This is a genomic window from Pseudomonas sp. F-14 TE3482 (genome assembly GCF_053629455.1).
This window is the reverse complement of the sequence record NZ_JBRJII010000001.1, coordinates 5319221-5344465: the sequence shown is the minus strand read 5'-3', so window position 1 is coordinate 5344465 and position 25245 is coordinate 5319221. Positions and strand designations below refer to the sequence as shown.

The following is a 25245-nucleotide window of genomic DNA, read 5'->3' as shown; positions in this document are numbered from 1 at the left end:
ATGACCCGTCGTTTGGTCTGGGTGTGGCTGTTGTGTTTGATCCCTGCGCTGGCGACAGCGCAGGACGAGCCGTTGCGACTGGGCTTCAAGGATGAATTGCTTTCGTTGAACCGCACTCAGGTGATCTCGCGTGAGCCATTGCCTGCTGATCTGCAAACCCCTCTGGGCAGCTTGTGGAAGCTGTTTGTCTACGGCTGGCTGGTGGACACCGGCGCGCGTGAACCGGCTTATGCGTGTCGCGGGCAATCGAAGGAAGAAGTCTATTGCTGCACCGCGGGCGGCAGGATTGAGCGCGATCAGGCGTTGGTGAAGTCTTGCGGGTTGTACTTTGAGCCTGCGCGCCTGGGCATTGCTGGCGCTGAATGGCGCGAGTATTGGCAGGCGAGACAAGCGCCGAAGTGGTTGCTGGACTTGCCGTCGTTGCAACCGCAGACCCGGGTTTCGGTGTCTGAGTTGCTGAAGGTCTTGGCCGGGATGCCGGCGCAGGATCAGGCGCGGCAAGTGTTGCTTGATGTGGTGCTGAATGCGGCTGATGGCAATGTCGTCGGTGAGCTTGGCGGCCGGTTGCGGGTGAAAACCTGGAGCTGGTTGGGGGATCAGGATCCTTCGTCGCGCCAGGGCGGGTTCGCTGGCTGGACGGCAGACGGCACGCCGATCTGGGCCGGTGGGCGCGGCACCAGTCAAATGGTCTTGCGCAATTACGGTCAGGCACTGGCGACGGTGTTGCCTTCGTCATGGCCTGCCGAGGCGGGGAAGTGCGTTGAGGTCGGCCTGTTCGCGCGTTATCCGCTGAAACGCGTGCTGGCGGGGGATCGCGTGTTAGCGCCCGGGCCTTTGCAAGGCGACTATCGCGTCGAGTTCGCCAACGGCAATCAACTCGATATCCATAGCGACGGCGAGTTGTTCTTGCTCAAGGACAAACTCGTCGCCCGCCTGGATCGCGAAGAGTACGTCGCCCGCGTCCTGCAGCGCGAAGCCAGACCCGAACCTGCCGAAGCCGCCAAAGCCCTGAGCGTCGCGATCCGCACCTACCTGCTGCAAAACGCCACCCGCAACGGCGACTGTCTGAGCATCGACGACAGCAGCAGCCGACAGCGCGTCGCCCCACGCCCGGCCGCGACCGAATCACGCAACATCGCCGCGTGGACCAGCGACCTGGTCCTTGCCGGCAGCGACGTCACCTATCACTCCGACCAACCGGGGCCGGACAAGCTCTCCTGGCTGCAAGCCGTCGAACAGGCCAATGCCGGTCAACGCTATGACGCCATCCTGCTGCACGCTTACCCGCGCGCGAGCCTCAGCCGCTGGGACAATCCAGTGGCTTCCTGCGATGCATTGCCCGCCGCGCAAGACTGGCTGCAAAAACAACGCCGCGGCTGGCGACCACGGCTGGAAAGCGAAGTTGGTTACAACGAAGTCAACACCTTCGCCGTCTGCCGCCTGGCTTTCGGCCGTCCTTTTGTCGATCGCGAACGCCAGCGCATTTACGTGCGCGGCGTGCTGTCGCTGCAAGACCGCCTCGACCTGACCCACGAATACCTGCACCTGGCCTTCGAAGCACACCCCAACGGCCAGGATGAAACCTACATCGAAGGGCTCGCCCGCCACCTCTTGCTGGATTAGGCCATGAAACTCCGTTACCCACAGGTCCTCCTGTTCCTTTGTTCCTTTTGCGTATGGCCGACCACGTTCGCCACCGACAGCGCGGTCAAACTCGACACGCCCGTCGGCGGCTGGCGCACAGGCGCGCCCGAAGGCGAAGGCGAAAACTTTCGTCAGACGGTTAATTACCCGGCGTCCTCGGTCAACACACCGGTGGGGCAGGCCAATACCGCTCGCATTACCGGCCAAATCAAATCCACGCCCAAGGGCAATGAGCCCGGCAAGCTGATCGTCAACGGTGTCAGCATGCCGCTGAAGCTCGACCCCGCCGGCCGCTTCGACCGCCCGTTCTCATTCCCCAACGGCAGCAACAGCGTTGAAGTCCGCAGCCCCGATGGTCAACAACGCCATCGCACGCAGTTCCTCAATGCCAGCGGTGGCGCCACCCCGGCCAAGTTGCGAGTGCTGCTGGCCTGGGACAGCGACGGCACCGACCTCGACCTGCACCTTGTCACGCCTGACGGCGGCCACATCTGGTACGGCGACCGCGTTGCAGCCAACGGCGGCGCACTCGACGTCGACGTCACCACCGGCTACGGCCCGGAAATCTTCGCCATGCCAGCGCCGATCAAGGGGCAATACCTGGTGTACGTGAACTACTACGGTGGCGGGTATCGCAGTGATGAGGAGGGGCAGGAAGAGGCACAGCAGGCTCTGACTACTGCGCAGATCACGGTGATTACGGAGGAGGGGACGCCGAACGAGAAGATGGAAACGTTCCTGGTGCCGATGCGGGCGGTGGGGGAGTTGACGTTGGTTAAGGGGTTTAGTTATCCGTGAGTAGCAAATAAACCAGCAGTTATGTTTGAGGGGGTTCGTGCGGGCCTCATCGCGGGCAAGCCCGCTCCCACAGGTATCTGCTTTGACCAAAAGATTTGTGAACGACACCGATCACTGTGGGAGCGGGCTTGCCCGCGATGAGGCCAGCCCTCCCAGCACAAAAACCGAAGTGAGACCGCTGAACAAGCACTGTTGTCGGGGCATTGACTCAGTTATCCCCGACCCAAATCCGCGGCTTGCGCTCATGCCACGGCAGCGCCTGCTCCAATTGCCCGGCCAACCGTAACAACACCTCCTCAGCCCCGAATCGCGCGGCAAATTGCAGGCCGATGGGCAAACCTTGCTGGCGGGACATGACCAGCGGCAACGACATCGCCGGCGTCCCCGCCACATTGAACACCGGTGTGAACGGTGAGTGCTCGAAGACCCGCGCAGTCCATTGCAAACCGTCCATGGTTTGCGCTCCACGGCTGTAGGTGTCGAGGGCGTGGGGCAGGCGCGGCAGGGTCGGCGTCAGCAGTACGTCGAAGTCGTCGAACCAACCGGCCACGCTGCGGGCAATGAGGTTGCGCACTTCCAGCGCGCCGGCGAACTCCACGGCGCGGGCCTGTAGGCCGTACGCGTAACAGGCGAGGGTGGCGGGCTCCAGGGTGCTCAGGTCGATGGGCCTTGAAGTGGCGGCGGCGAGCCCGTCGATCCAGCGCACGAGGGTGGCACACCAGATGTGGGCGTTGGCCTGGACGAATGAATCCCACGACGTACCGAGTGGTGCGGTCACTCGTTCCACGCGATGACCGAGCGCTTCCAGTTCGCGGGCCACGGCCAAGGTGGCCTCGGCAATCTCGGGATCCAGTGCGGCGCCGTTCCACGGTGTGTCGAGCAGGCCGATGCGCAATCGTCCTGGATCGCGTCCCACCTGCGCCAGAAAACCTTCGGCCGGTGCGGCGGTGTAGTAAGGATCGCCCGGCGCATAGCCCTGGACGATGTCCATCAACGCCGCGCTGTCGCGCACGGTTCTCGACAGACCGAGTTGTACGCCGAAACCGGCAAACACCTCATCGAGCGCCGGGCCGTTCGAGGCTCTGCCGCGCGTCGGTTTCAGCCCGACCAGCCCGTTGTAAGATGCCGGTACGCGGATCGAACCCGCTGCGTCAGTGGCATGGGCAATCGGCACGATACCGGCAGCGACCGCGGCACCCGAACCACCGCTCGATCCGCCGGCCGACAGCCGAGTGTCCCACGGGTTGCGGGTCGGGCCCTGGAGCACGGATTCGGTCTCGGTGCTAAAGGCCATTTCCGGGGTGGTGGTGCGCCCCAGGGTGGCGAGGCCCGCGGCGTTGAAGCGTTGCATCAGGTACGAATCCGACTCGGCCACCAGGCCTTGGGCCAATCGACTGCCCAGCTCAACGCGGCGGCCGGCCGAGGTAATCGCCAGGTCCTTGATCAGGAAGGGCACCCCGGCCAGCGGCCCCGTGCCCTCGGTGACAGTGGGCGACCAGTGTTCAATGACCGCGTTGATTTGCGGGTTGACCTGCTGCACGGCGGCTATGGCCAGCTCTGCCAGTTCAGCCGACGTGACTTCGCCAGTCGCCACCAATTGCGCGAGGCCGATACCGTCGCAGGTTACATATTCGTTCAGATTCATGGGAGTTCTCCAGTTGAGAGCCCCGATGATAGGTGCCGCCCGCGGCGCTGATTAGCCCATAAAAGCGGTATGAAATGTGCCGTCAGTGGCACAATTGAGCCATCTTGATTTTCCCTCGCAGGTGGCTCGAATGATCCGGGACTTGAATGACACGCTGGTGTTTGTGCGCGTGGTTAGGTTGGGCAGTTTCACCGCCGCGGCCCACGCCTTGCAGATTCCGAAGACGACCGTCAGCCGCCGCGTTCGCGAGTTGGAACAGGCCATCGGTGTGCAGTTGTTGCGCCGTACCACGCGCCAGTTGAGCCTGACCGAGGCGGGGGCGGTTTACTTTGACCAGTGCAAGGACATCGCCACCACCCTGGAACACGCCGAGCTGGCAGTGCATCAACTGCGCGATGATCCGCGCGGCTGGCTGCGGGTGACGGTGCCGTACTCATTCGGGGTCAGTTGGTTTTCACCGTTGGTGGCCGGTTTTCGTCAGGCGTACCCACACATCAGACTGGAGATTCTGGCGTCCCACGTGCCGTTGGATCTGGTCGGCGAGGAGGTTGATGTGGCGCTGCGCCTCGGCGCCTTGCCGGATTCCAGTCTGGTCGCCCGCCGCCTGGCGAGTTACGCCACGGGCATCTACGCTGCGCCTGAGTACATCGAGCGCCATGGCTTGCCGGCGACGCCGGACGAACTGCTTCAACACCGCACATTGGTGCTGCATCAGGCTCGTCGCGATGTGGGTTACGTTTGGCCGTTGCGCAAGGCTGGCGCCAAAATGCGCAGTTATCGGGTTGAGCCGACCATCATCGCCAACGATCCCGCTCTGCTAAAAGATGCATTGTGTGCCGGCGAAGGGTTGAGCCTGGGCATGGATCAAAGCATGCAGGCCGATGTAGATGCGGGAAGACTGCGCCGGGTGCTGCCGGAATGGATCGGGCCGCCACAGGACCTGAATGCGGTAACGGCTCGGGAGCATTTGCCGTCGCCCAAGGTGACGGCGTTTATCGGGTTTTTGAAGGCGCACATGGCGGCGGTGGGAGGTTGAGTCTCGTCCAGTGTTTTTCCTTTCCGACGATTAGCCTACGCTTTCGTCTCGACATAGGAGAAACCTGCCAACCACCGTTGTCGTAGCCCCAGCAGCTCCAGATAAAACAGGAGAACCGCATCATGAAAGTCTTGCTCAGAAGCATCGGACTGTCATCGCTACTGGTGGCCACTGCGGCGTTCGCTCATCACGGCTGGAGTGAATACGATTCCAGCAAGTCCATGCAGCTGAACGGAACCATCGAGGAATCCGGTTATTCCCATCCGCACGGGCTCTTGCGGCTCAAAACAGCCGACAAGACGTGGAACATCGTTCTGGCACCACCCTCGCGCATGGAGAATCGTGGGCTGTCCAAGGACATGCTGAGTGTCGGTACGACGGCGACCGTGGTCGGTTATCCGAATCGAAACAAACCCGATGAACTGCGAGCAGAGCGCATCACCATCGGCGATAAAACCACCGAGCTGCGCTGATGGACACCACAAGTACCGGCGCGGGGACAGGTCCGCAGAGTTGGCTGGACTGGCTGGATGACTCGCGACTCGGGCTGGCCATGCGCAGTGAGTTGTGGCTTTACCCGATAGTCGAGGTGGTTCATATCATTGGCTTCGTGGTGCTGGTCGGCTCGGTTTTTATGTTCGATCTGCGGGTGCTTGGCCTGTCCAAAGATATCCCGGTGACGGCGCTGGCTCGCCATCTGCTGAGATGGTCCGTCGCTGCCCTGATATTGATCGTACCGGCTGGCCTGATGATGTTTACAGCCCATCCCCATGACTTCGCCACCAACAATATTTTCATTTTAAAGCTGTGCCTGATCGCGACGGCGGGCCTCAACGCAGCCCTTTTTCACGTAGGTGTTTACCGTTCAGTCGCCCAATGGAATACAGGCATTGCGGCACCTGCAATGGCCAAAGTGCAGGCAGTGCTTTCGATGGGGTTATGGGTCACCGTGGTGCTGTGCGGCCGACTGTTGGCCTATACCTGACTCACAACGCTGAACCCAGCAGCTGGAGATACTGCGGGCTTTCGGATATCGAATTGTGGCCCGTGCCCGGTATCACCTGCAGCGTGGCCACGCCCTTGGCGAAATGGGTGTAGAGCTCGTCCGTGCTTGAGCGCGGTATGACTTCGTCGTGCTCGGCGGCAATCAACAGCGTCGGTACAGTGATGTGAGCGGCGTATCTCCAGGATTCGAACCTGTCCTGAAGCAGCCACTTCACCGGGAACCAGCGGAACTGGCGGGCGGCGAGGTCTTCAAGGCTGTTGTAGGGTGTGATCAGGATCAGCCGCGAAGCCGGGCGTTGGCTGGCGAGGCGCACGGCGACGCCCGAACCCAGGCTGCGCCCGACCACGGCGATGGAGGGATGGGTGTTGTAAACCATGTCAAACAAGGTCATGGCATCTTGTTGAATCGCCTCCTCGGACGGCGACCCGGAACTGCCACCGTAGCCTCGGTAATGCAGCAAGTAGATCGCATGATCCGCAAAGGCCTGGGAAAAATCGGGCAGGTTGCGAGAAACGTCCTCGGCATTGCCACCAAAGTAGATCAACGCTTTCGGGCCGTCGTGCGGCCTGACGGTCACCAGCACTTGCGCATCGGCGACTTGCAGCGTCAGCAGTGTTTCGGGTGAGTCGATGGCGCGTGGTTGCGGGAAGTAGATCAGGGCGCGCTGAAAGACGAACAGCGCCGCGCAGAGCACCAGATACGCAACGGCAACGAATGCGAAGAGAGACATCAGGGTGCGCGACATTCGGCTAAGTTTAGTGGACGACATGGACTGCTCTGGCCTGACGACGGCTATCGCTTGAGCGCTGTCAGAGTGTAGTACATCGATAGTTGTGGTACGGGGAGCGCACCGATGTCCAAAATTCGACGCTTGTATCCGGGCGCCGTCCCATGACGGCCAGCGACGCGCTGAAATGGGTCAAGGTTCTGCCGTCCGAACGAACGGCCCTGATGTTGGGTTTTGCCTTCCATTTCTGCGTGCTCGCCAGTTATTACCTGGTGCGACCCTTGCGCGATGCCTTGGGCCTTGAAGGCGGTGCCGACAAGTTGCAGTGGCTGTTCACCGCCACTTTCGTGGTGATGCTGGTGATGGTGCCGCTGTTCGGCGCGCTGGTTTCGCGGCTGCCTGCCATGCGCTTCGTGCCGTTGATCTACCGCTTGATTGCCTTGTCGATGCTGGTGTTTGGCGTGTTGATCGCTCAGCGCATTGCGGCGGTGACAGTAGGGCGGGTGTTTTTCGTCTGGATCAGCATCTACAACCTGTTCATCGTTTCGATTTTCTGGAGCGTGCTGGTCGACCGCTTTTCCAGCGAGCAAGGGCGGCGGCTGTTCGGCTTTATTGCGGCGGCGGGCACCCTGGGCACGTTCATCGGGCCGTTACTGGCCGCGACCATGGCCACAAATCTTGGGCCGATGGCGTTGACCGTCGCGGCGGCCGTGCTGCTGGAATGTGCGGTGCGTTGCTATCGGGCGTTGTTGTCGCGCACAGCGTCGCAGTCTGGCAGTCGCTGGCTGGATGAGCGGCGCATGGGCGGTAGCATGCTGGCCGGGATCACACTGATCCTGCGCTCGCGTTATCTGATGGGGCTGGTGCTGTTCATGTTGTTGCACACCAGTGCCGCAACGTTGCTGTATTTCGAACAGGGACGGATTGTGGCTGGCAGCTATGCTGATGTGGCCAGCAGGACGCAATTCTTCGCCATCGTCGATTTGATCGTGTCGGCGCTGACGTTACTGTTTCAACTGCTGCTGACCGCGCCATTGATCCGTCTGATTGGTATCGGCGGGGCGTTGGTGGCGTTGCCGTTGGCGACGATTGTGGCGTTTAGCGCCATGGCCCTGGCGCCCGTGCCGGCAACCGTCGCGCTGGCGCAAGGGCTGCGCCGCGCCGTCGAGTTCGCCATCGTGCGCCCGGCGCGAGAAGTGCTGTGGACGGTGGTGAGCCGTGAGGAAAAGTACAAGGCCAAGAATGTGATCGAAACCCTGGTGTATCGCGGCGGCGATGCCGCCAGTGGCTGGCTCTCCGCCGGGTTGACGGCACTGGGTGCGGGGTTTGGGCTGGTGGCGGTGGTGATTGTGCCCTTTGCCGGGCTGTGGGGCTGGTTATGTCTGTGGCTGGCCAGACGACAAGAGCAAAGGGCGACCATGAATGAACAGCCAGGGGGAATTCCATGACCGATCCTGCTGTCTTCACGCGTAGAAGACTACTCACGCTGGCTGCCGGTGTTTCGGCGGTCTTCACCTTCGATCCAGCCTATGCCGCATCGGCGCCGTCGACGGAAACAGGAGGCAAGAACATGCTGACCCGAGCCATTCCTTCCAGCAACGAGCCGTTACCCATGGTCGGGTTGGGCACCTATCGCGGCTTTGATGTCGCGCCTTCCGACGCCGCCTACAAGCAATTGCCCGCCGTGCTCATCGCGTTGTTCGAGAAGGGCGGGACGGTGATTGACAGCTCGCCGATGTATGGTCGCGCCGAGCAGACGACCGGTGAATTGCTGTCGATCCATCGGCCTCGTTCGCCTGCGTTTCTGGCCACCAAGGTCTGGACCCAGGGGCGCGAAGAAGGCATCGCGCAGATGGAACAGTCGTTCAAGCTGTTGCAGACCGACCGTATCGATCTGATGCAGATTCACAACCTGCTGGACTGGAAAACCCACCTGCCCACCCTGCGCCAATGGAAGGCAGAAGGGCGCATCCGCTACATCGGCATCACCCATTACACCGCGTCGGCGTATGACGAGGTGGAAGCGGTATTGAAAGCCGAGCCGATGGACTTTTTGCAGATCAACTATGCCCTGGACGACCGCGGTGTCGAGAAGCGAATCCTGCCGCTGTGCCGTGAGCGCGGTGTGGCGGTGATCTGCAACCGACCTTTCGGCGGCGGCGGTTTGCTCGCGCGTTTGAAAGGCAAACCGCTGCCGGGATGGGCCGCGCAAGTGGGGGTCATTAGCTGGGCGCAATTGGCGCTCAAGTTCCTGCTGGCTCATCCGGCGGTAACCTGTGTCATCCCCGGCACCAGCAACCCGCGCTACATGGCGGAAAACGCCGGTGCCGGTTTTGGCCCGATGCTCACGGATGCGCAGCGTCAACAGTTGATGGCCTTGGTGGGGTAGGCCCGTTGGCGGGATGGCGGGATGATTAATACCAGTAAGTAAAACGCAGAACCTGTGGGAGCGGGCTTGCCCGCGAAAGCGGTGTGTCAGACGACATCAATGTTGACTGTGCCGCCTTCTTCGCGGGCAAGCCCGCTCCCACAGGTTTTGCGACTTAACTGACAGACATTCCAGCGGTCGGCAATGCATGCGCCGTTTCCAGCGGTATCTCCAAGGTGAAAACCGCTCCGTGGCCCGGTCCATCGCTATGCACGCGAAGGTGCCCGTTCATCTCTACCGCCGCGAGCGCGCAACTGTGCAGGCCAAAACCATGACCTTCCTTGCGCGTGGTGAAGCCGTGATTGAAGATGCGGGTGATGTTTTCGGCAGCGATCCCTTCGCCCTGATCCTCTACGCTGAGGCGCAGCGTTGTGTTATCGACAATCTTGACGCCCAGCGTCATATGGCGCTGACGGTCGCTGACCTTGGACATTGCATATTTGGCATTGCTGATCAGGTTGATCAGGATCAACAGCAGTCGGTGTTTGTCGCCGATGATCACCGGCGTGTCCTGGTAGTCCTTGGTGACGACGACATGGTGCCGGCTTAACGCGCCGGAATTCATGCGTAACGCATCCTCGAACAGATCGACGACGTTCAACGGCTCGACCAGCCTGGCGGCACCGGCATAGGCTTGTTGCGTGGAAACGATGTCCTTGATGTGATCGATGCTTTTGGTGAGTTGTGACAGTTCGTCAACGATGCTCGATTGCTCGGTCGCGATGGAGTCGACCAGTTGATTGAGGTAACCGCGAAGCAGTTTGCCTTTTTCATCGAAGGTCATGAACTGCCCCAGGTCTTCGGCATGCTCGTTCATCATGTTTACCGCTTTACCCAGGCCCAGGGTTTTGCTGACCGCCAATTTGCGGGTGATCACATCTGCCGAGACGTTTACGCTGTTCAGCACATTACCGACGTTGTGCAGCACATTGGTCGCGATCTCCGCCATGCCGGCCATTCGCGCGGCATCGACCAGTTCGCGCTCGGCTTCGATCAACTCGCGGGTGCGTTCCTCGACGCGTTGTTCCAGTCGCTCGTTTGCCGTTTGCAACTCATTGTTCATTTTGTTGATCAGGGCATAACTGCGAATCAGGCGGCCGGCCAGATACAACAACAGCAGCGCCATGATGCCGGCGCATATTCCGAGATAAAGGTGATATTGGCGGTCTGTCGCGCCGGTGCGCCGTTGTGTCTCGTTCAATAATTCGTTGATGCTGTCCAGTTGCTGTGCGACCGGAATCACACTGATGCGATCGAGCAGATCATTGACGATGGGCTGCTCTCGAACGATGGCGTTCACAGCGCCTACAAAGGCAGTGAAAGGCGGGCGCTGTTCCAGCGGCAGTTGATCGATATATTCATTTAGATTTTTCAGATGTTCGGAGATTTCTTCAGCCCTTTCGCTTGAGACATAGAGGGCGTATTCAAGGGTTTCCAACGTAACATCGAACACCAGTGAGGCCGCAGCAGGATGCACCACCGGCTGTTTGTCATTGGAATCTTCCCGCAGCGCCTGAATGTCATCTTCCAGCTCAGGCAGGGCATCCAGTGAAGTTCGCAGCACCGTGTTGTGCTGTTTGAATTGCTCAACCAGGCGGGTTTTGTTTTCCACCGCATCCAGATAACCCTGGCGTCGGGATTGCCAAAGGGCCGAGAGCGGGCTGGTAGCGTTGAGGTTGTCGAGCTGCTCCCATCGCTGCTCTGCTTCAGGGTGCGCCACCAGAAGCAGGTTGTTGTTCATGCCGATTTTTGCTCTCAGCACCTTCACGTTCCAGTTGGCATCGAACTGCTTGAGTTGGCGAACGAAGTCGCGCGACTCGAAGTAGGTCGACGTGTCGTACGAGAAGGATTTGATCAGCAAAAATATCAGTACGCTGAAAAGAGTCAGCGCAATGGCGCCCAAGGCAGTCCATTTGTAATGATTGGAAAGCTTCATTGCGGCATTCCTCCCTGGGCCATCCTGAGGGAGAGGTCTTGCCAACGGTTAATGATTTCCATTTTTGCGCTCCCTGCAAAATGGCGATGATCACCACATTGTTTGTAAGCCTAGCGTTGTTGGCGGATACCGTTGAAAAAAACACCGAACGGCGGGTCGGCACTCGTTGTTAGAGCCCTGAGTGTTGAAACACCCCTCGGCGGATCCAATCACGCCGAGGGGCGTTTTTTTTACAGATCGAGGCTATGAATGACCTGACGACTGTCATCGGGATCGTGACGGGTCTCAAAGCCCAAGGCTTTGGCCAAATCGCGCATGGGAGCATTGCTGGCGGCGTCGACGGAATACATCTGACGAAAACCATTCTTGCGCGCGGCCTTGATCAAATGCTCCATCAGCGTGGTGCCCAAGCCCAGATGCTGGTACTCATCGGCAACCGTCACGGCACATTCACACTCGGTGTCGGCGGTGGCGGCATAGCGGCTGACACCGATTTCAATCAGTTTGCCGTTGTCATGGATCAGGGCGATGTAAGCCAACCGCTTCTTGCCGTCGACATCCATCAACTGGTCGAGCATGGCCGTGCCGGGCTCATTGACTTGCGCCAGAAAGCGCATGTGCCGCGACTCCGGGGACAGCTGCTTGATAAAAGCATATTCACGTTCGCGGTCTTTTTCTGTCAGTGGCCGGATCAGCACATGGCGCCCGTCCCTGAGCGCTTCAATCCAGTACTGTCCGGAGACGGCAGCGTAGGCGGCGGCCGCTCGGTCATTGTGGTCTTTAACAGTGAGCATGGTGCAATTCTCCATCCGGGTTGAAAGGCTCGCGCGTCGCAACGAACCACGCGGTTCATTTCTTTTTACGCCGCTGGCGGCGCTTGAATCTGATCTGGATCAGACACTCGTGACAGGCAGGCTCAAACGCTTGCATCTGATGTAAATCAACCGAGGCAGGGGGTAACGAGCGCAGTCTGGGAACATACCGGCGCTTTGGACCGGCACCGAATCGAGGTGTGTGATGGGTCAATATCAACGGGTGTTGCTGATCGCCGACCGAACCCTGTACCAATCCCCGGCCTTGCAGCGCGCCGTTGCCCTCGCCAAGGTCAGCGGGGCGATTCTGGATGTGCGGGCGTTCATAGAACCGGCCCCGATCATCCATTTGTGGGAAGAAAAAACCGATGAGGCGGAGTACCAGCGCTATTTGCGCCGCTATCGCCGCTGGATGGCGGAAGAAATTCAGCGCCTCAGCGGTGAGGGACTGAAAGTGAGCGTGGAAGTGGTCTTTACCACTCATCCATTGCTGGACATCCTTAGGTGCGTCGAAGATCTCAAGCCCGACCTGCTGATCAAGGACGTTACGCTGGAGCCGCTGCTCAAGCGCGTGTTTGTCACCCCTCTGGATTGCCACCTGCTGCGCGAATGCCAAGTGCCGGTGCATCTGGTCAATCAGGCCCGTCACGCTTTGCCGCACCGGATCGTGGCGGCAGTGGACCCGTTCGACCCCTCGACGCAAATCAGTGGCCTCAACGACACCATCATTCAATCGGCGAATGCACTGGCCCTGCAATGCGATGCACCGCTGCATCTGCTGTACGCGTATGACTTGTCGCCGGCTTTCAATGGCGATGCGCCCTTGGTCAGCGGCGGGTGGAACGTGGACTTCATGGAGGAGCTGCGGCAATCCCTGCACCAGGCGTTTGTGAGCCTGGCCGATCGCTATGGCGTGCCACCGGAGCGCCGGCATTTCATCATGGGCCTGCCGGCGCCGGTGCTGAGTGAGTTTGTCGAGGAGTATCTGGCCGATGTCGTTGTAATGGGCACGGTGCATCGGGTGGGGTTCGATCGGTTGATCGGCAGCAACACGGAACGAGCGCTTTACTCGGTGCCGGGCAGTATTCTGGCGGTCAAGCAGCCGGGATCGCGTGTCAGGGGATGAGCACAATCGCGCCTTTGACCTGACCGGCCCGCAGGCTGGCCAGTGCCTGATTGGCATCGTCCAGGGCGAAACAGGTGACATTGCTGTGCACGGGCGTATGACGCAGCTCTGCAAAAAACGCCGTGCCGTCCTCGCGAGTCAGGTTTGCCACTGAACGGATGCTGCGTTCGCCCCACAGCAATCGATAAGGGAAGCTGGGAATGTCGCTCATGTGGATGCCCGCGCAAATCACACAGCCACCCTTGACGGTGGCCTCCAGCGCCAGTGGCACCAGCGCACCGACGGGGGCGAAGATCAGGCTGGCGTCGAGCGGGTGCGGCGGCGGTTGATCCGAGGGACCTGCCCATTCGGCGCCCAGGGTTCGGGCATAGGCCTGGCCCTCGCTGTCGCCCGGTCGGGTGAAGGCATACACCTGCTGCCCCCGGCCCCGTGCCACCTGAATCGCCAGATGCGCCGCCGCGCCGAAGCCATAAAGACCCAGATGACGCGCCCCTTTGGCCATTTGCAAGGCGCGAAAACCGATCAGCCCGGCACACAGCAGCGGTGCGGCTTCGGCGGCCGAGAGCGCGTCCGGGATGGGAAAACAGAAATGGGCGTCGGCAACGGTGTACTCGGCATAACCGCCATCCAGGTGACAGCCGGTGAACCGGGCGCGATCGCAGAGGTTCTCCCGGCCCGAGCGGCAGAATGTGCACTCACCGCACGTCCAGCCGAGCCAGGGAACGCCCACGCGCTTACCGACCCAGTCGGGCGCGACGTTGGTACCCACCGCCGTCACTTCACCGACGATTTCGTGGCCCGGCACCCGCGGCAGCACTGCTTGCGGCAATTCACCATCCACCAGATGCAGGTCGGTGCGGCACACGCCACAGGCCAGGACTTTGATTAACAGTTGGCGTGCGTCGGGTATCGGGATGGCACGCTCCTCCCGTTGCAGCGGCTGGCCGGGGGCATGCAAAACCATCGCGCGCATGACGATTCTCCAAAAGCCGATGCACCTGGGGCGTCAGGGGGGCGACTGCTGGTGACAGCCGACGACCAATTGCTTGAGCCCCTCCAGATTCAGGACTTTGACATTACGCCCGGAAATCTCGACCAACCCCTGATCCCGTAGATGAGCGATGCCCCGACAGATGGTTTCCAGGCGCAGGCCCAGATACGAGCCGATCTCTTCACGGCGCATCTTCAGCACGAAGTCTCTGGACGAGTACCCGCGAATGCTCAGCCGTTGCGACAGGTTCAGCAGGAAGGCTGCCAGGCGTTCATCGGAGTTCATGTTACCCATCATCATGAGCATGCTGTGATCACGCACGATCTCCCGGCTCAGGAGCTTGTTCATGTTGTGTTGCAGTGAGGGCAACTCCTGGGCGAGTTTCTCCAGTTGTGCGTAGTGCAGGGGGCAGACTTCGCTGTCTTCCAGGGCAAAGGCGCTGCAGGCGTGCCGATCGTCGCTGATGGCGTCCAGACCGAGCATCTCGCCGGGTATCTGAAAACCGGTCACCTGCTCGCGGCCATCGACCGACAGCATGCTGGTCTTGAATGCACCAATGCGTACCGCATACAGCGAGCGCAACGGATCACCGGCCCGGTACAGGGCGGCACCTTTTTTAACCTTTACCCGCTGAACGATCAGGGTATCCAGCCGCTCGACCTCCTGGCCGGTCAAGCCGATCGGCAGGCATAACTCCAGGACGCTGCAGTTGGAGCACGCGGCCTTCAGATAATGATGTGGGTAGGGCCGGGTTTCGGGCATTGCTTGTAGCCCCCTGATAGTGGGTAAAGGATAGTTTGGATCGCAACTTCAATCGGGTGTTTACGGGGGCAATCGACGAGCGGGAAAAGGCTCGTCCTCGTCGAGACGGGGCGGCTGGCGCAAGACTTGATGTAAATCAAGTCTTGCGCGTTGCAGACTCCCAGAATTGGCGCATGTTTATCGGTATACCGAGCCCCTTGCGGAGAACGTCATGAGCGATTTTTTGAGTGCCGAGCAACTGGAAGGGCTGGATGCCTACTGGCGGGCCTCCAACTATCTGGCGGTCGGGCAGATCTACCTCAAGGACAACCCGCTGATGAAGGAGCCGCTGACGCTGGCGCATGTAAAGCCACGGCTACTGGGGCATTGGGGCACGACGCCGGGGTTGAACCTGATCTATACGCACCTCAACCACCTGATCACGACCCACGACCTGAACATGATCTTCATCGCCGGCCCCGGGCATGGCGGCCCGGCGGTCGTGGCCCAGACCTACATGGAAGGGACGTACACCGAATTCAACCCGTCGGTGGGGTGCAACACCAACGGTCTGACCCGACTGTTTCGGCAGTTTTCCTGGCCCTACGGCATTTCCAGCCATGTTTCAGCGCAGATTCCGGGGTCGATCCATGAAGGAGGCGAGCTGGGCTATAGCCTGGCCCATGCCTACGGCGCCGCGTTCGATAACCCGGATTTGATGGTGGCGTGTGTCATTGGCGACGGCGAGGCCGAAACCGGGACGTTGGCGGCCAGTTGGCACTCCAACAAGTTTCTCAACCCGGCGCGTGACGGGGCGGTGCTGCCGATTTTGCATCTGAACGGGTACAAAATCGCCAACCCGACCGTGCTCTCCAGCATCAGCGAGGAGGAGCTATCGGCGTTGATGTATGGCTATGGCTACGATCCGTATTTCGTCGAAGGGGATGACCCGGCAGAGGTTCATCAGGCCCTGGCCAAGACGCTGGACACCATGGTGCTGGAGATTCGTGAAATTCAACGGATCGCGCGCCAACGGCCGCAAACCCGCCCACCGGAACGGCCCTTGTGGCCGATGCTGGTATTACGCACGCCCAAGGGCTGGACGGGACCGAAATTCGTCGATGGTCGTCGGGTCGAAGGCACCTGGCGCGCACATCAAGTCCCGCTGGCCGATTTCCAGCAACACACGCACTTGCGGCAATTGGAGGAATGGCTCTACAGCTACCGCCCTGATGAGCTGTTTGACGCCAATGGCACCTTGCTGCCCGAAATCGCCGCCCTGGCGCCGACCGGCCACCGGCGAATGAGTGCCAATCCCCACGCCAACGGTGGGCTGCTGTTACGACCGCTGGAGCTGCCGCGGTTCACCGATTATGCGGTGAACATCGAGGTTCCCGGTGGTCTGCGCGCAGAAGCCACACGGGTGCTGGGAGCGTTTTTGCGAGACGTGATGAAAGACAATCTGACGTCGAGCAATTTTCGTCTGTTCGGTCCGGACGAAACCGCCTCGAACCGGCTGGACGCGGTGTATGAAGTCAGCGCCAAGGCATGGATGGAGCCACTGGGCGTCGACGACGTCAATCTGGCAGCCGATGGCCGGGTGATGGAGATTCTGAGCGAGCAGGTGTGCGAAGGCTGGCTCGAAGGTTATTTGCTGACGGGCCGGCATGGGCTTTTTTCCTGTTACGAGGCGTTCATCCACATCGTCGACTCGATGTTCAACCAGCATGCCAAATGGCTGAAAACCGCCGCTGAAGTGCCATGGCGCAAACCCATTGCCTCGCTCAACTATTTGCTCACATCCCACGTCTGGCGCCAGGACCATAACGGCTTCTCCCACCAGGATCCGGGGTTCATTGATCTGGTGGCGAACAAAACCGCGGACGTGGTCCGGATCTATCTGCCGCCCGACGCCAATTGCCTCTTGTCGGTGGCCGATCATTGCCTCAGAAGCCGCAATTACGTCAACGTGATCGTGGCCGGCAAGCAACCGGAATGGCAATGGTTGAATATCGATGCGGCGATTCGTCATTGCCAGGTCGGTATCGGACGGTGGGACTGGGCCTGCCAGGATGATAGCGATCCAGACGTGGTCATGGCCTGTGCCGGCGACGTTCCGACCCTTGAAACCCTGGCCGCGGTCACTTTGCTGCGCGAATACGTGCCGGATTTGCGGGTGAGGGTGATCAATGTCGTCGATCTGATGGTCCTGCAACCGTCGTACCACCATCCCCATGGTTTGGCGGACAACGCATTCGATGAACTGTTCACCGTCGACCGGCCCGTGATTTTCGCCTTCCACGGCTATCCCGCGCTGATCCACCGACTGCTGTACAAGCGCACCAATCACGAAAATTTTCATGTTCGCGGCTTCAAGGACGAGGGGGCGACCACCACACCGTTCGACATGGCGGTGCTCAACAACCTGGATCGGTATCAGCTGGCACTGGATGTCATCGAGCGCGTGCCCCGGCTGCATGATCAGCTCCAGACCGCCCGGGCGCGCTACTGGGCGACAATGGAGAAACACAAGCTTTACCTCATCGAACACGGGCAAGACATGCCCGAAGTGATGCAGTGGCAATGGACACCGGCGCCGGATAACCGGGCTTGATGGTTATCACAGTTTCGGTAATGCCGGGGCAGGCTTGAGTGGCATCAGCGGCGGGAATTCCTCGGGGGTGAGGGTTTCCTTTTCCAGCAACAGGCGGGCCCCCTCATCCAGGTCGGCCCGGCGACTCTGCAGCAATGCCTTGGCCCGTTGGTAGGCTTCATCGAGCAGGGCGCGAATACCCAGGTCGATTTCCCGGGCGGTCTGTTCCGAATAATCCTTCTCGCCCACCGTGGCCATGCGGTCTCCCAGGTACGTTGCGTTTTGCCGCTCCAGCACCGATTGTCCGAGTTCGGCGCTCATGCCGAACCGGGTGATCAATTGGCGGGCGATATCAGTCGCGCGGCCCAGATCATCGGCGGCCCCGGTGGAGATCTGGCCATAGACAAGGTCCTCGGCGGCGCGCCCGGCCATCAGCACGACAATCCGGTCCTTGAGGGTCTGGCAACTGATCAGGAAGTGATCCTCGGTCGGTCGTTGCAGGGTATAGCCGAGCGAGCCGATGGCGCGGGGCACGATCGACACTTTATGCACCGGATCCATCGCCGGCAGTGTGCTGGCGGCCAGAGCATGCCCCATTTCGTGATAGGCCACTACTCGGCGCTCGTCGGGATCGAGCAGGCTGCTCTTGCGTTCGAGCCCCGCGATGAGCCGCTCTACGGCCGCGGTGAAATCGTTCAGGCTGACCGCTTCGGCACCGCGTCGAGTGGCGACGATGGCCGCTTCGTTAACCAGATTGGCCAGGTCGGCGCCGGTGAAACCGGTGGTGATCTCGGCGATACGTGCGCCATCAAGCCCTGGCTCCACGGTGATTTTCTGCATATGAACCTTGAGGATTGCCTCCCGACCTTTGCGGTCGGGGCGGTCGATCAGAATCTGCCGGTCGAAGCGCCCGGCCCGCAACAACGCCGGGTCGAGGACCTCAGGCCGGTTGGTCGCGGCCAGCAACACCACGCCCTCACGGGGATCGAAGCCATCCAGTTCGGCCAGTAACTGGTTGAGGGTCTGTTCTTTTTCGTCATTGCCGCCCAGCGTACCGACGCCGCGCATCTTGCCCAATGCGTCGAGTTCATCGATGAAGATGATGCAGGGCGCCGCCTGCCTGGCCTGCTCGAACAGGTCGCGGACCCGTGCCGCACCGACCCCGACGAACATCTCGACGAACTCGGAGCCGGAGATCGAGAAAAACGGCACACCGGCTTCCCCGGCGATGGCTTTGGCCACCAGGGTCTTGCCGGTGCCTGGCGGGCCGACCAGCAAGGTGCCTTTGGGAATGTGCGCGCCCAGGCGTGCGTATCGCTCCTTGTCCTTGAGAAACGAGACGATTTCCACCAGCTCGGCCTTGGCTTCATCGATGCCCGCGACATCGGCGAAGGTGACCCCGGTGTCGCGTTCGACAAACACCTTGGCCCGGGACTTACCGACATTCATCAGCCCGCCAAGGCCTTGTTTGTCCGCCATCCCGCGAAACAGGAAATTCCAGAACACCATGATCAGGACAAACGGCAACAACCAGCCCAACAGGCTGTTCAAAAAGGTGTTTTCGGTGGTTCCGGTAAAACCGACGCCCGATTGAGAGAGTTCGGTCGCCAGCGCCGGGTCGACCCGCACGGTGGAGAACCGCTCGCGTCCGTCGATGGGCTCTTGCAACTTGCCGCTGATCTGGTCTTTGTCGACCCGCAAATCACTGACTTTTTGCTCGTTCAACAGTTGCAGGAATTGGCTGTACGGGAGGGGCTGCACCGCCTGGCGCTCGCCGAAGAAAATCTGTGCGAGGCTCAGCACGATAAAAGCGATCGCGAAGTAGGACAGATTCCACTGGTCGTTCTTTTTCATGGCCTTGGCTCAGAGTGGGAACGCAGGGTCGTTTATAACGGGCCGCCACCGCGCGGTCAGGGTTGTTCCACGCCCAGGGGATGAAAAGTCATTGAAAAGCGACACCCTGTTGCTGCAGGCCAGCGACCGACCCCTTTACTAAAGATAGCCTGCTTCAGCTTCTCCCTCGCGGGTGAAGCGCTACGCCATGCGGACCCTGGCAATAGCGGGGTGACCGACTGTCGGTTGTTGGCCCGAATTGACAATTATCAACCTGTGCAGCAAGGAACCGGGTCCAAATTAAGTCTTGAGGTTCACGGTGTTTTCAATGCGCGCCACTGCAAGGGGGCGATTTGAAAGCACGGCTTCGCGTGGGATTTTTATCCAAGTCATTTGTGAGGAAAAGACCATGGACAAGTATCAGCAGAGTCAAAAAAACAACCTGTTCAAAACCCCGGCGCATGATCCGTATTGTTTGCCGCGAGTCGAAGGTTCTGCCATCTGTTCGGAGTGTGGAGCCGCTTATCAAGCGGGTAACTGGACCTGGAAGATTCCTGAAAACACGGTGATTCATGACGCGCAATCGATGATCTGCCCTGCCTGTCGGCGTACCAATGACAACAGGCCTGCCGGTACGCTGACGCTATCGGGCAGCTTCTTGCTTGAGCATCTGAATGAAATCGTCAACCTGATCAAAAATACCGAGGAACAGGAAAAAGCGGAACATGCCCTGGAGCGCCTCATCAGCCTGACCGACTCAGAGGATGCGCTGATTGTGACCACCACCGGTATCCATCTCGCGAACCGTCTGGGTCATGCACTTGAAGCGGCTTTCAAAGGACACTCCGATTATCAGTACAACGATAATGAGTACGGGCTGAGCGTCAGCTGGACGCGTGACGACTAGAAGCATCGACGCGCACAAACTGCTATCGCTTACCAGGCAGGTTTATGCGGGTAGCCTGCCTGGCGCAGGTATTTGATATTTATCAACGCCAGGGAGATCACGACCGAACATATCCTTTATCAGGTGCCTTGCAGCGTTCTGGCAGTCTAGGGGCGGACCTTGCCGACTACGCTCAATTGACTGGAAAGCGAGTCAGCGGGCGGCGCCATGACGCAGCACTTCAATGCAAAACTCCATTTCGTAGGGGGGCACGTTGCATTCGACGATGTCATGGGCGGCCACTTGCAGGTGCACGCCGACAATATCGGCATGGATCGGCTGCTGGCAGACATGCCGGTCGACCAGTACTGCCGTGTAGACCCGACGAGCACCGAGTTGCGCCAGGTACGCGCAGGTGCGCAGGAGCGAATGGCCTTCAAACAGCACATCATCGACAACCAGCAGGGTGGTATTGGCAAGGTCCAGCGTGTTGAGAAGCGGGTTCTCGGTCAGTGCAGTGTGTGCATGCAGCACCTTGAGGTCATCGGCATAGCGCTTGACCTTCAGTGGGTAGAGAGGCAGTTCTGGCTGGCCGGTCTGACGCGACAGATGTTGTCGTAAACGCTGTGCCAGAGGCTCACCACGGCGCTGGATGCCGACCAATGCCGCTTGAGCGGGCGGCAACAGTGTTGCGGCCTGGCGCGCCATCGCCTGCAGCACCGAATCGAGTTCATCGCTGTCGTACAAGCGCAACCGCTGACCCGCAGGCAGAGTAGGCATGGCAGTCTCCCGTCGAAAGCTCGATGGGTGAATCATAGCGTAAGGGCTATGTAGAGCATGCGCCTTGGGAGGACCACTGGACAGCCTTGCGCGGGGACTTGATATAAATCAACAACAAGGAGATTTCAGGAGCGGAATCTAAACTAAGGATGATGCTTGATTCAGTGAGGACGCGACGGCTGCCCACGGTCTGGAGAAGTCAGGGCGGTGTGATACGAACCGACAGGCGTGATCGCCGGGGAGGTTTCAAGTGATTCGGAGTCCCTCATCGCAAACCCTCTTGCGCGACCGGGTTGATGCCGGTCGAAGACTGGTAGAACCGTTGCTCAAATACGCTCATCGACCCGATGTCATCGTTCTCGCCTTGCCCCGTGGCGGCGTGCCGGTTGCCTATGAAATTGCCACGGCCCTGGAGGTGCGCCTCGACCTGATGCTGGTCCGCAAGCTGGGGGTGCCATTCCATGAGGAGTTCGCCATGGGCGCGATTGCCAGTGGCGGCATACAAATCGTCAATGAAGAGGCGCTGCGGGCGAACCGTATCGATCAACGCACACTCGATAACGTGGTTGCACGGGAAACGCAGGAGCTGGTGCGTCGCGAGCGTGCCTACCGCGGGACGCGGGCGCCGGTGCAACTCAAGGATCAGGTGGCGATTCTGGTCGACGACGGCCTGGCGACCGGCGCCTCGATGATGGCGGCGATACACGCGGTGCGCCTGCAATCACCGTCGCGCATCGTCGTTGCGGTGCCGGTGGCACCGCTTGATACGCTAGAGGCCCTGTATAGCGAAGTCGATGAGGTGATCTGCCCGCTGATTCCTGAGTGGATGATGTCGATCGGTTATTGGTACATGAACTTTTCCCAGACCTCGGACGATGAAGTCATCGATCTTTTGCAACGGGCCTGGCACAGAGAATCCGGCGGGAGTGTTCCCGGTCAGGAGGATTGAAATGATTGAGGCTCGCTATCGAAAGCTGGACCTGGGGGACGTGGCGCTGTCTGCCGACCTGCGTCTGCCCAAGAACGCTGTCGGCCTGGTGGTCTTCGTCCATGGCAGCGGCAGTAGTCGTTCAAGCCCGCGTAATCAACAAGTTGCCGAGTCGCTGGCCCGGCGAGGGCTGGGCACATTACTGTTCGACCTGCTCACGGAACCGGAGCAACGCCTGGACAATCAGACCCGGGAGCTGCGTTTCGATATCGCACTGCTTTGCGGGCGGTTGGTGAAGGTGATCGACTGGATTGGCCAGGATGCCGAACTGCAACAGCTTCGGATCGGATTGTTCGGCGCCAGTACCGGTGCCGCTGCGGCGCTAATGGCAGCGGCCGAGCGTGCGGACGTGGTGCATGCCGTGGTGAGCCGAGGAGGGCGGACCGACCTTGCGGGTGCGGCGCTGGCCCGCGTGAAGGCTGCGACCCTGCAGATTGTCGGTGAGCAAGATCCGGTGGTGATCAATCTGAATGTGCAAAGCAGTCATGCCTTGCGGTGTGAGAAACGTCTGGAAGTCGTGCCGGGCGCTACGCATCTTTTTGAAGAAACAGGCGCGCTTGAAACAGTCGCCAGGCTGGCTGGCGACTGGTTCGAGCGGTACTTGCACGGTAGTCGTCCAGCGTCGACCACCACTGTCTGATGCTTGTCATACGCCAAATGGAAAGGTGAATACAGCGTCAGCAGCAGGAAAAGTTGAATGCAGCCATTGGTGATCCACAGCGCATTGGCCGGCACACCCTGGCTGTTCTCCACGGCGAGCGCCCCGGCATGACGTTTTCCCTGGCCGGGGTAAACACCGATTCGGTCGCTAGCAGCGTCCAGGCGAGCAGGGCGCCACCCACCGAAATAATCAAGCCGATACTGATCAATACCGATGACGCATTGCGAACATGCCGGGCATTCGAGTCCTAAGCTCTATCCATTCATGTCGCGTGCAGGAACTCACATCAATGCTCGGTAAGTGGCTGGATCCGGCTCTATTGCTGCTCACCACCCTGACCCTGCTGGTCGGGGGCATTGCACAGGTCGTCGGGAAGTCTGACTGGGCGTCGATTTGCTGGGCCGCAGGCAGTCTGGTGATGGCCCTGGTATTGCTCGTCGAGATTGCCAGGCGCCTGGCCCGACGCGAGGCCGGTGTAGATCTGATTGCACTGCTGTCGATTGCAGCGGCGTTGTTTTTTGAACAGACGCTGGTGGCGGCGGTGATTGCCTTGATGCTGGCGTCAGGTCGCATCCTGGAGTTTTTTACCAAACAACGCGCCGAACGCGAGCTGCGTGCGCTGGTAGACCGGGCGCCACGCTTTGCCTGGCTGCAAGAAAGTGGCGATTTACGGCAGATACCGGTTGAGCAGATCCAACCGCAGCAGACACTGCTTGTGCGCTTGGGGGAGGTGGTACCGGTCGATGGCTGTCTACTCAGTTCTACAGCCATTCTGGACGAATCGGCGCTCAGCGGTGAGTCACTGCCGGTCACCCGCCAGGCAGGGGAGCAACTGCCCAGTGGCGTGACCAATGTCGGTGCGCCCATTCTCCTGACAGCCACGCGAACGGCAGCGCAGAGCACCTATGCCGGGGTGGTGCGCCTGGCCGAAGCCGCACGACGCTCGCGCGCGCCTTTCGTGCGTCTGGCCGACCGTTATGCATTGCTCTTCATTCCTCTGACATTGCTGATTGCCGGGATCGCCTGGCACATGAGTGGAGATTCTTTGCGAGCGCTGGCGGTTTTGGTGGTGGCCACACCTTGCCCTTTGATTCTGGCGGTGCCGATCGCGATCATGTCAGGTATCTCCAGGGCGGCGCGGCGCGGGATCCTGATCAAGGACGGCGTGACCCTGGAAGCGCTGGCCGGGGTCAAGCAGGTGTTTCTCGACAAGACCGGCACGCTGACCAGCGGCCATGCCCGTCTGCAGTCGATTGAAACCAACGGAGCGTTCGATCCGCAGCGCCTGCTTGGCCTGGCCGCTTCGCTGGCGCAGGCCTCGACGCACCCGATTTCCCAGGCCATTGTCACAGCGGCCTATCAGCGTGGATTGCCGCTCAGCCTGCCGCAGGACGTTGAGGAGACTCCGGGCGCCGGTCTTAGCGGGCTGATCGATGGCCTGCGAGTGCGCTTCGGCACCTTGTCGTTCGTTCATAAAGACATGCCTGTGCCTGGCTGGGCCACAACCATGCTGCGCCACATGGACTACCTGGCGTGCAGTGGCAGTTTCATTGAAGTGGATGGGGCTCTCGCCGGTCTGCTGATTTTCTCGGACAACCTGCGTCGGGAAACCCCGCTAACCCTGCGTCGACTGCGCAACAGAGGCATCGAGCGAATCGTCATGCTCACGGGTGATCGCCTGGAAACCGCCGAGATGATTGCGCTGTCTGCCGGTATTGACGAGCTGCGTGCCGGGTTGACTCCTGAAGATAAAGTGCGTGCGGTCCAGGAAGGCTGCCTGCGCGCCAGCACACTGATGGTGGGCGATGGCATCAACGATGCCCCCGCACTGGCGGCGGCCCATGTCGGTGTGGCGATGGGGGCCAGCGGTGCCACGGCCTCTGCGCAAGCCGCGGGGGTTGTGCTGCTGGTGGATCGCCTGGATCGTCTGGTAGAGGCGCTGGACATTGCCCGCCGGACCCGTCACATCGCCCGCCAAGGCGTGTTGGTCGGCATGGGAATGTCCGTGCTGGCCATGGTTGTGGCGGCCTTCGGTTACCTGCCGCCGCTTATCGGCGCCATTGTGCAGGAAGGCATCGACGTGGTGATCATTATCAATGCCCTGCGTGCATTGATGCCATCGCGAGGTCTGCACCAACAGCTTGCCGGGGAGCATATCGATCGCCTGCAGGATGAACACGATCAGCTTTCCACGGTGCTGAGCGATCTGCATAAGATGGCCAACGACTTTGCCCTGCGTCCACTTGAGCAAGCACAGGCCGACTTGGCTGAACTGGTGGATAAGCTGCAAGCCTCACTGGCCCTCCATGAACGCGAAGATGAAAAAAACCTGTACCCGCTGCTGACAAGAAGCATGCAGGGTGAGGACCCCTTGTCGGCATTGAGCCATGCCCATCGAGAGATCTTTCGCCTTATCCATGTGCTGGCGCGCATGAGCGCTGACTTCAGTGCCGACCCTGCAACGGCTTGCGCCGATGAGATTCAGCACCAGTTGATTCGTCTGGATACCCTTGTGCAACTGCACTTTGACCAGGAGGAGGAACTGTTCCGTTATCTCGACAGACGCTAATGAAAAGCCGGTCTCAGTCGATCCGTGCAAGGGAAGGGCGGCGGG

At 60.4% G+C, this 25245-nt stretch carries 22 protein-coding genes; 14 read left to right on the top strand and 8 right to left on the bottom strand.

Annotated elements, in window-relative coordinates; translation table 11 throughout:
- Nucleotides 1-1623: a DUF2300 domain-containing protein gene (locus AB7M26_RS24020; protein WP_429386489.1), complete on the top strand. Its 1623-nt coding sequence runs from the start codon at nucleotides 1-3 to the stop codon at nucleotides 1621-1623.
- 3 nt (nucleotides 1624-1626) lie between these two features.
- Complete coding sequence (locus tag AB7M26_RS24015) at nucleotides 1627-2442, top strand: YfaP family protein (protein WP_429386487.1); 816 nt, start codon at nucleotides 1627-1629, stop codon at nucleotides 2440-2442.
- Nucleotides 2443-2650: 208 nt separating this feature from the next.
- Here the strand turns inward: AB7M26_RS24015 and AB7M26_RS24010 are convergent, their stop codons facing one another.
- Entirely contained in the window at nucleotides 2651-4087 is a 1437-nt protein-coding gene (locus AB7M26_RS24010; protein WP_429386485.1) for an amidase, read from the bottom strand.
- Nucleotides 4088-4217: 130 nt separating this feature from the next.
- Here AB7M26_RS24010 and AB7M26_RS24005 point away from each other — a divergent pair, with 130 nt between their 5' ends.
- The 3 genes from AB7M26_RS24005 (at nucleotide 4218) to AB7M26_RS23995 (ending at nucleotide 6108) form a co-directional block, all read left to right on the top strand.
- On the top strand, nucleotides 4218-5123 hold the full coding sequence (locus AB7M26_RS24005) for a LysR family transcriptional regulator (protein WP_123493982.1): 906 nt from the start codon (nucleotides 4218-4220) through the stop codon (nucleotides 5121-5123).
- 122 nt (nucleotides 5124-5245) lie between these two features.
- Nucleotides 5246-5596, top strand: coding sequence for a DUF6152 family protein (locus AB7M26_RS24000; protein ID WP_123493984.1), 351 nt, complete (start codon nucleotides 5246-5248; stop codon nucleotides 5594-5596).
- Nucleotides 5596-6108 (top strand): DUF6644 family protein, encoded by a 513-nt coding sequence (locus AB7M26_RS23995; protein ID WP_429386482.1) that lies wholly within the window; start codon nucleotides 5596-5598, stop codon nucleotides 6106-6108. The genes AB7M26_RS24000 and AB7M26_RS23995 overlap by 1 nt, the downstream gene beginning before the upstream one ends.
- 1 nt (nucleotide 6109) lies before the next feature.
- Here AB7M26_RS23995 and AB7M26_RS23990 read toward each other — a convergent pair whose 3' ends face one another.
- Entirely contained in the window at nucleotides 6110-6898 is a 789-nt protein-coding gene (locus tag AB7M26_RS23990) for an alpha/beta hydrolase (protein WP_429386479.1), read from the bottom strand.
- A 122-nt stretch (nucleotides 6899-7020) separates the two neighbouring features.
- Here AB7M26_RS23990 and AB7M26_RS23985 point away from each other — a divergent pair, with 122 nt between their 5' ends.
- Nucleotides 7021-8304 (top strand): NTP/NDP exchange transporter, encoded by a 1284-nt coding sequence (locus tag AB7M26_RS23985; RefSeq protein ID WP_123493990.1) that lies wholly within the window; start codon nucleotides 7021-7023, stop codon nucleotides 8302-8304.
- A 122-nt stretch (nucleotides 8305-8426) separates the two neighbouring features.
- Complete coding sequence (locus AB7M26_RS23980; RefSeq protein ID WP_123493992.1) at nucleotides 8427-9245, top strand: aldo/keto reductase; 819 nt, start codon at nucleotides 8427-8429, stop codon at nucleotides 9243-9245.
- Nucleotides 9246-9399: 154 nt separating this feature from the next.
- On the opposite strand, the gene AB7M26_RS23975 is transcribed toward AB7M26_RS23980, so the two are convergent.
- Complete coding sequence (locus AB7M26_RS23975) at nucleotides 9400-11220, bottom strand: DAHL domain-containing protein (RefSeq protein WP_123493994.1); 1821 nt, start codon at nucleotides 11218-11220, stop codon at nucleotides 9400-9402.
- A 230-nt stretch (nucleotides 11221-11450) separates the two neighbouring features.
- Complete coding sequence (locus AB7M26_RS23970; RefSeq protein ID WP_429386475.1) at nucleotides 11451-12014, bottom strand: GNAT family N-acetyltransferase; 564 nt, start codon at nucleotides 12012-12014, stop codon at nucleotides 11451-11453.
- A 223-nt stretch (nucleotides 12015-12237) separates the two neighbouring features.
- On the opposite strand from AB7M26_RS23970, the gene AB7M26_RS23965 reads away from it, so the two are divergent.
- A complete protein-coding gene (locus AB7M26_RS23965; RefSeq protein ID WP_429386472.1) occupies nucleotides 12238-13158 on the top strand; it encodes a universal stress protein in 921 nt (306 codons plus the stop codon).
- Here the strand turns inward: AB7M26_RS23965 and AB7M26_RS23960 are convergent.
- Nucleotides 13148-14131 carry a zinc-dependent alcohol dehydrogenase family protein gene (locus AB7M26_RS23960; RefSeq protein WP_429386469.1) on the bottom strand — a complete coding sequence of 328 codons (984 nt, stop codon included), beginning with the start codon at nucleotides 14129-14131 and terminating at the stop codon, nucleotides 13148-13150. The two genes, AB7M26_RS23965 and AB7M26_RS23960, sit on opposite strands and share 11 nt — an antisense overlap.
- Nucleotides 14132-14164: 33 nt before the next feature.
- Nucleotides 14165-14911: a fumarate/nitrate reduction transcriptional regulator Fnr gene (gene fnr / locus AB7M26_RS23955; protein WP_429386466.1), complete on the bottom strand. Its 747-nt coding sequence runs from the start codon at nucleotides 14909-14911 to the stop codon at nucleotides 14165-14167.
- Between the two features lie 211 nt (nucleotides 14912-15122).
- Between fnr and AB7M26_RS23950 the strand changes: the two genes are divergently transcribed.
- On the top strand, nucleotides 15123-17504 hold the full coding sequence (locus AB7M26_RS23950; protein ID WP_429386463.1) for a phosphoketolase family protein: 2382 nt from the start codon (nucleotides 15123-15125) through the stop codon (nucleotides 17502-17504).
- Nucleotides 17505-17510: 6 nt separating this feature from the next.
- Here the strand turns inward: AB7M26_RS23950 and ftsH are convergent, their stop codons facing one another.
- Entirely contained in the window at nucleotides 17511-19337 is a 1827-nt protein-coding gene (gene ftsH, locus AB7M26_RS23945) for an ATP-dependent zinc metalloprotease FtsH (protein WP_123494003.1), read from the bottom strand.
- Between the two features lie 388 nt (nucleotides 19338-19725).
- Between ftsH and AB7M26_RS23940 the strand changes: the two genes are divergently transcribed.
- Complete coding sequence (locus AB7M26_RS23940; RefSeq protein ID WP_123494005.1) at nucleotides 19726-20223, top strand: BCAM0308 family protein; 498 nt, start codon at nucleotides 19726-19728, stop codon at nucleotides 20221-20223.
- A 192-nt stretch (nucleotides 20224-20415) separates the two neighbouring features.
- On the opposite strand, the gene AB7M26_RS23935 is transcribed toward AB7M26_RS23940, so the two are convergent.
- On the bottom strand, nucleotides 20416-20982 hold the full coding sequence (locus AB7M26_RS23935; RefSeq protein WP_123494007.1) for a phosphoribosyltransferase family protein: 567 nt from the start codon (nucleotides 20980-20982) through the stop codon (nucleotides 20416-20418).
- Between the two features lie 253 nt (nucleotides 20983-21235).
- On the opposite strand from AB7M26_RS23935, the gene AB7M26_RS23930 reads away from it, so the two are divergent.
- From AB7M26_RS23930 to AB7M26_RS23915, 4 genes are read left to right on the top strand one after another with little or no spacing between them, the layout of a single operon-like run.
- Nucleotides 21236-21931 carry a phosphoribosyltransferase gene (locus AB7M26_RS23930; RefSeq protein ID WP_123494367.1) on the top strand — a complete coding sequence of 232 codons (696 nt, stop codon included), beginning with the start codon at nucleotides 21236-21238 and terminating at the stop codon, nucleotides 21929-21931.
- 1 nt (nucleotide 21932) lies between these two features.
- Entirely contained in the window at nucleotides 21933-22610 is a 678-nt protein-coding gene (locus tag AB7M26_RS23925) for a dienelactone hydrolase family protein (protein WP_123494009.1), read from the top strand.
- A 53-nt stretch (nucleotides 22611-22663) separates the two neighbouring features.
- Nucleotides 22664-22882 carry a hypothetical protein gene (locus AB7M26_RS23920; RefSeq protein WP_221178752.1) on the top strand — a complete coding sequence of 73 codons (219 nt, stop codon included), beginning with the start codon at nucleotides 22664-22666 and terminating at the stop codon, nucleotides 22880-22882.
- A gap of 38 nt (nucleotides 22883-22920) precedes the next feature.
- Nucleotides 22921-25200 (top strand): heavy metal translocating P-type ATPase, encoded by a 2280-nt coding sequence (locus AB7M26_RS23915; protein WP_123494011.1) that lies wholly within the window; start codon nucleotides 22921-22923, stop codon nucleotides 25198-25200.
- The last annotated feature ends 45 nt before the right edge of the window (nucleotides 25201-25245 follow it).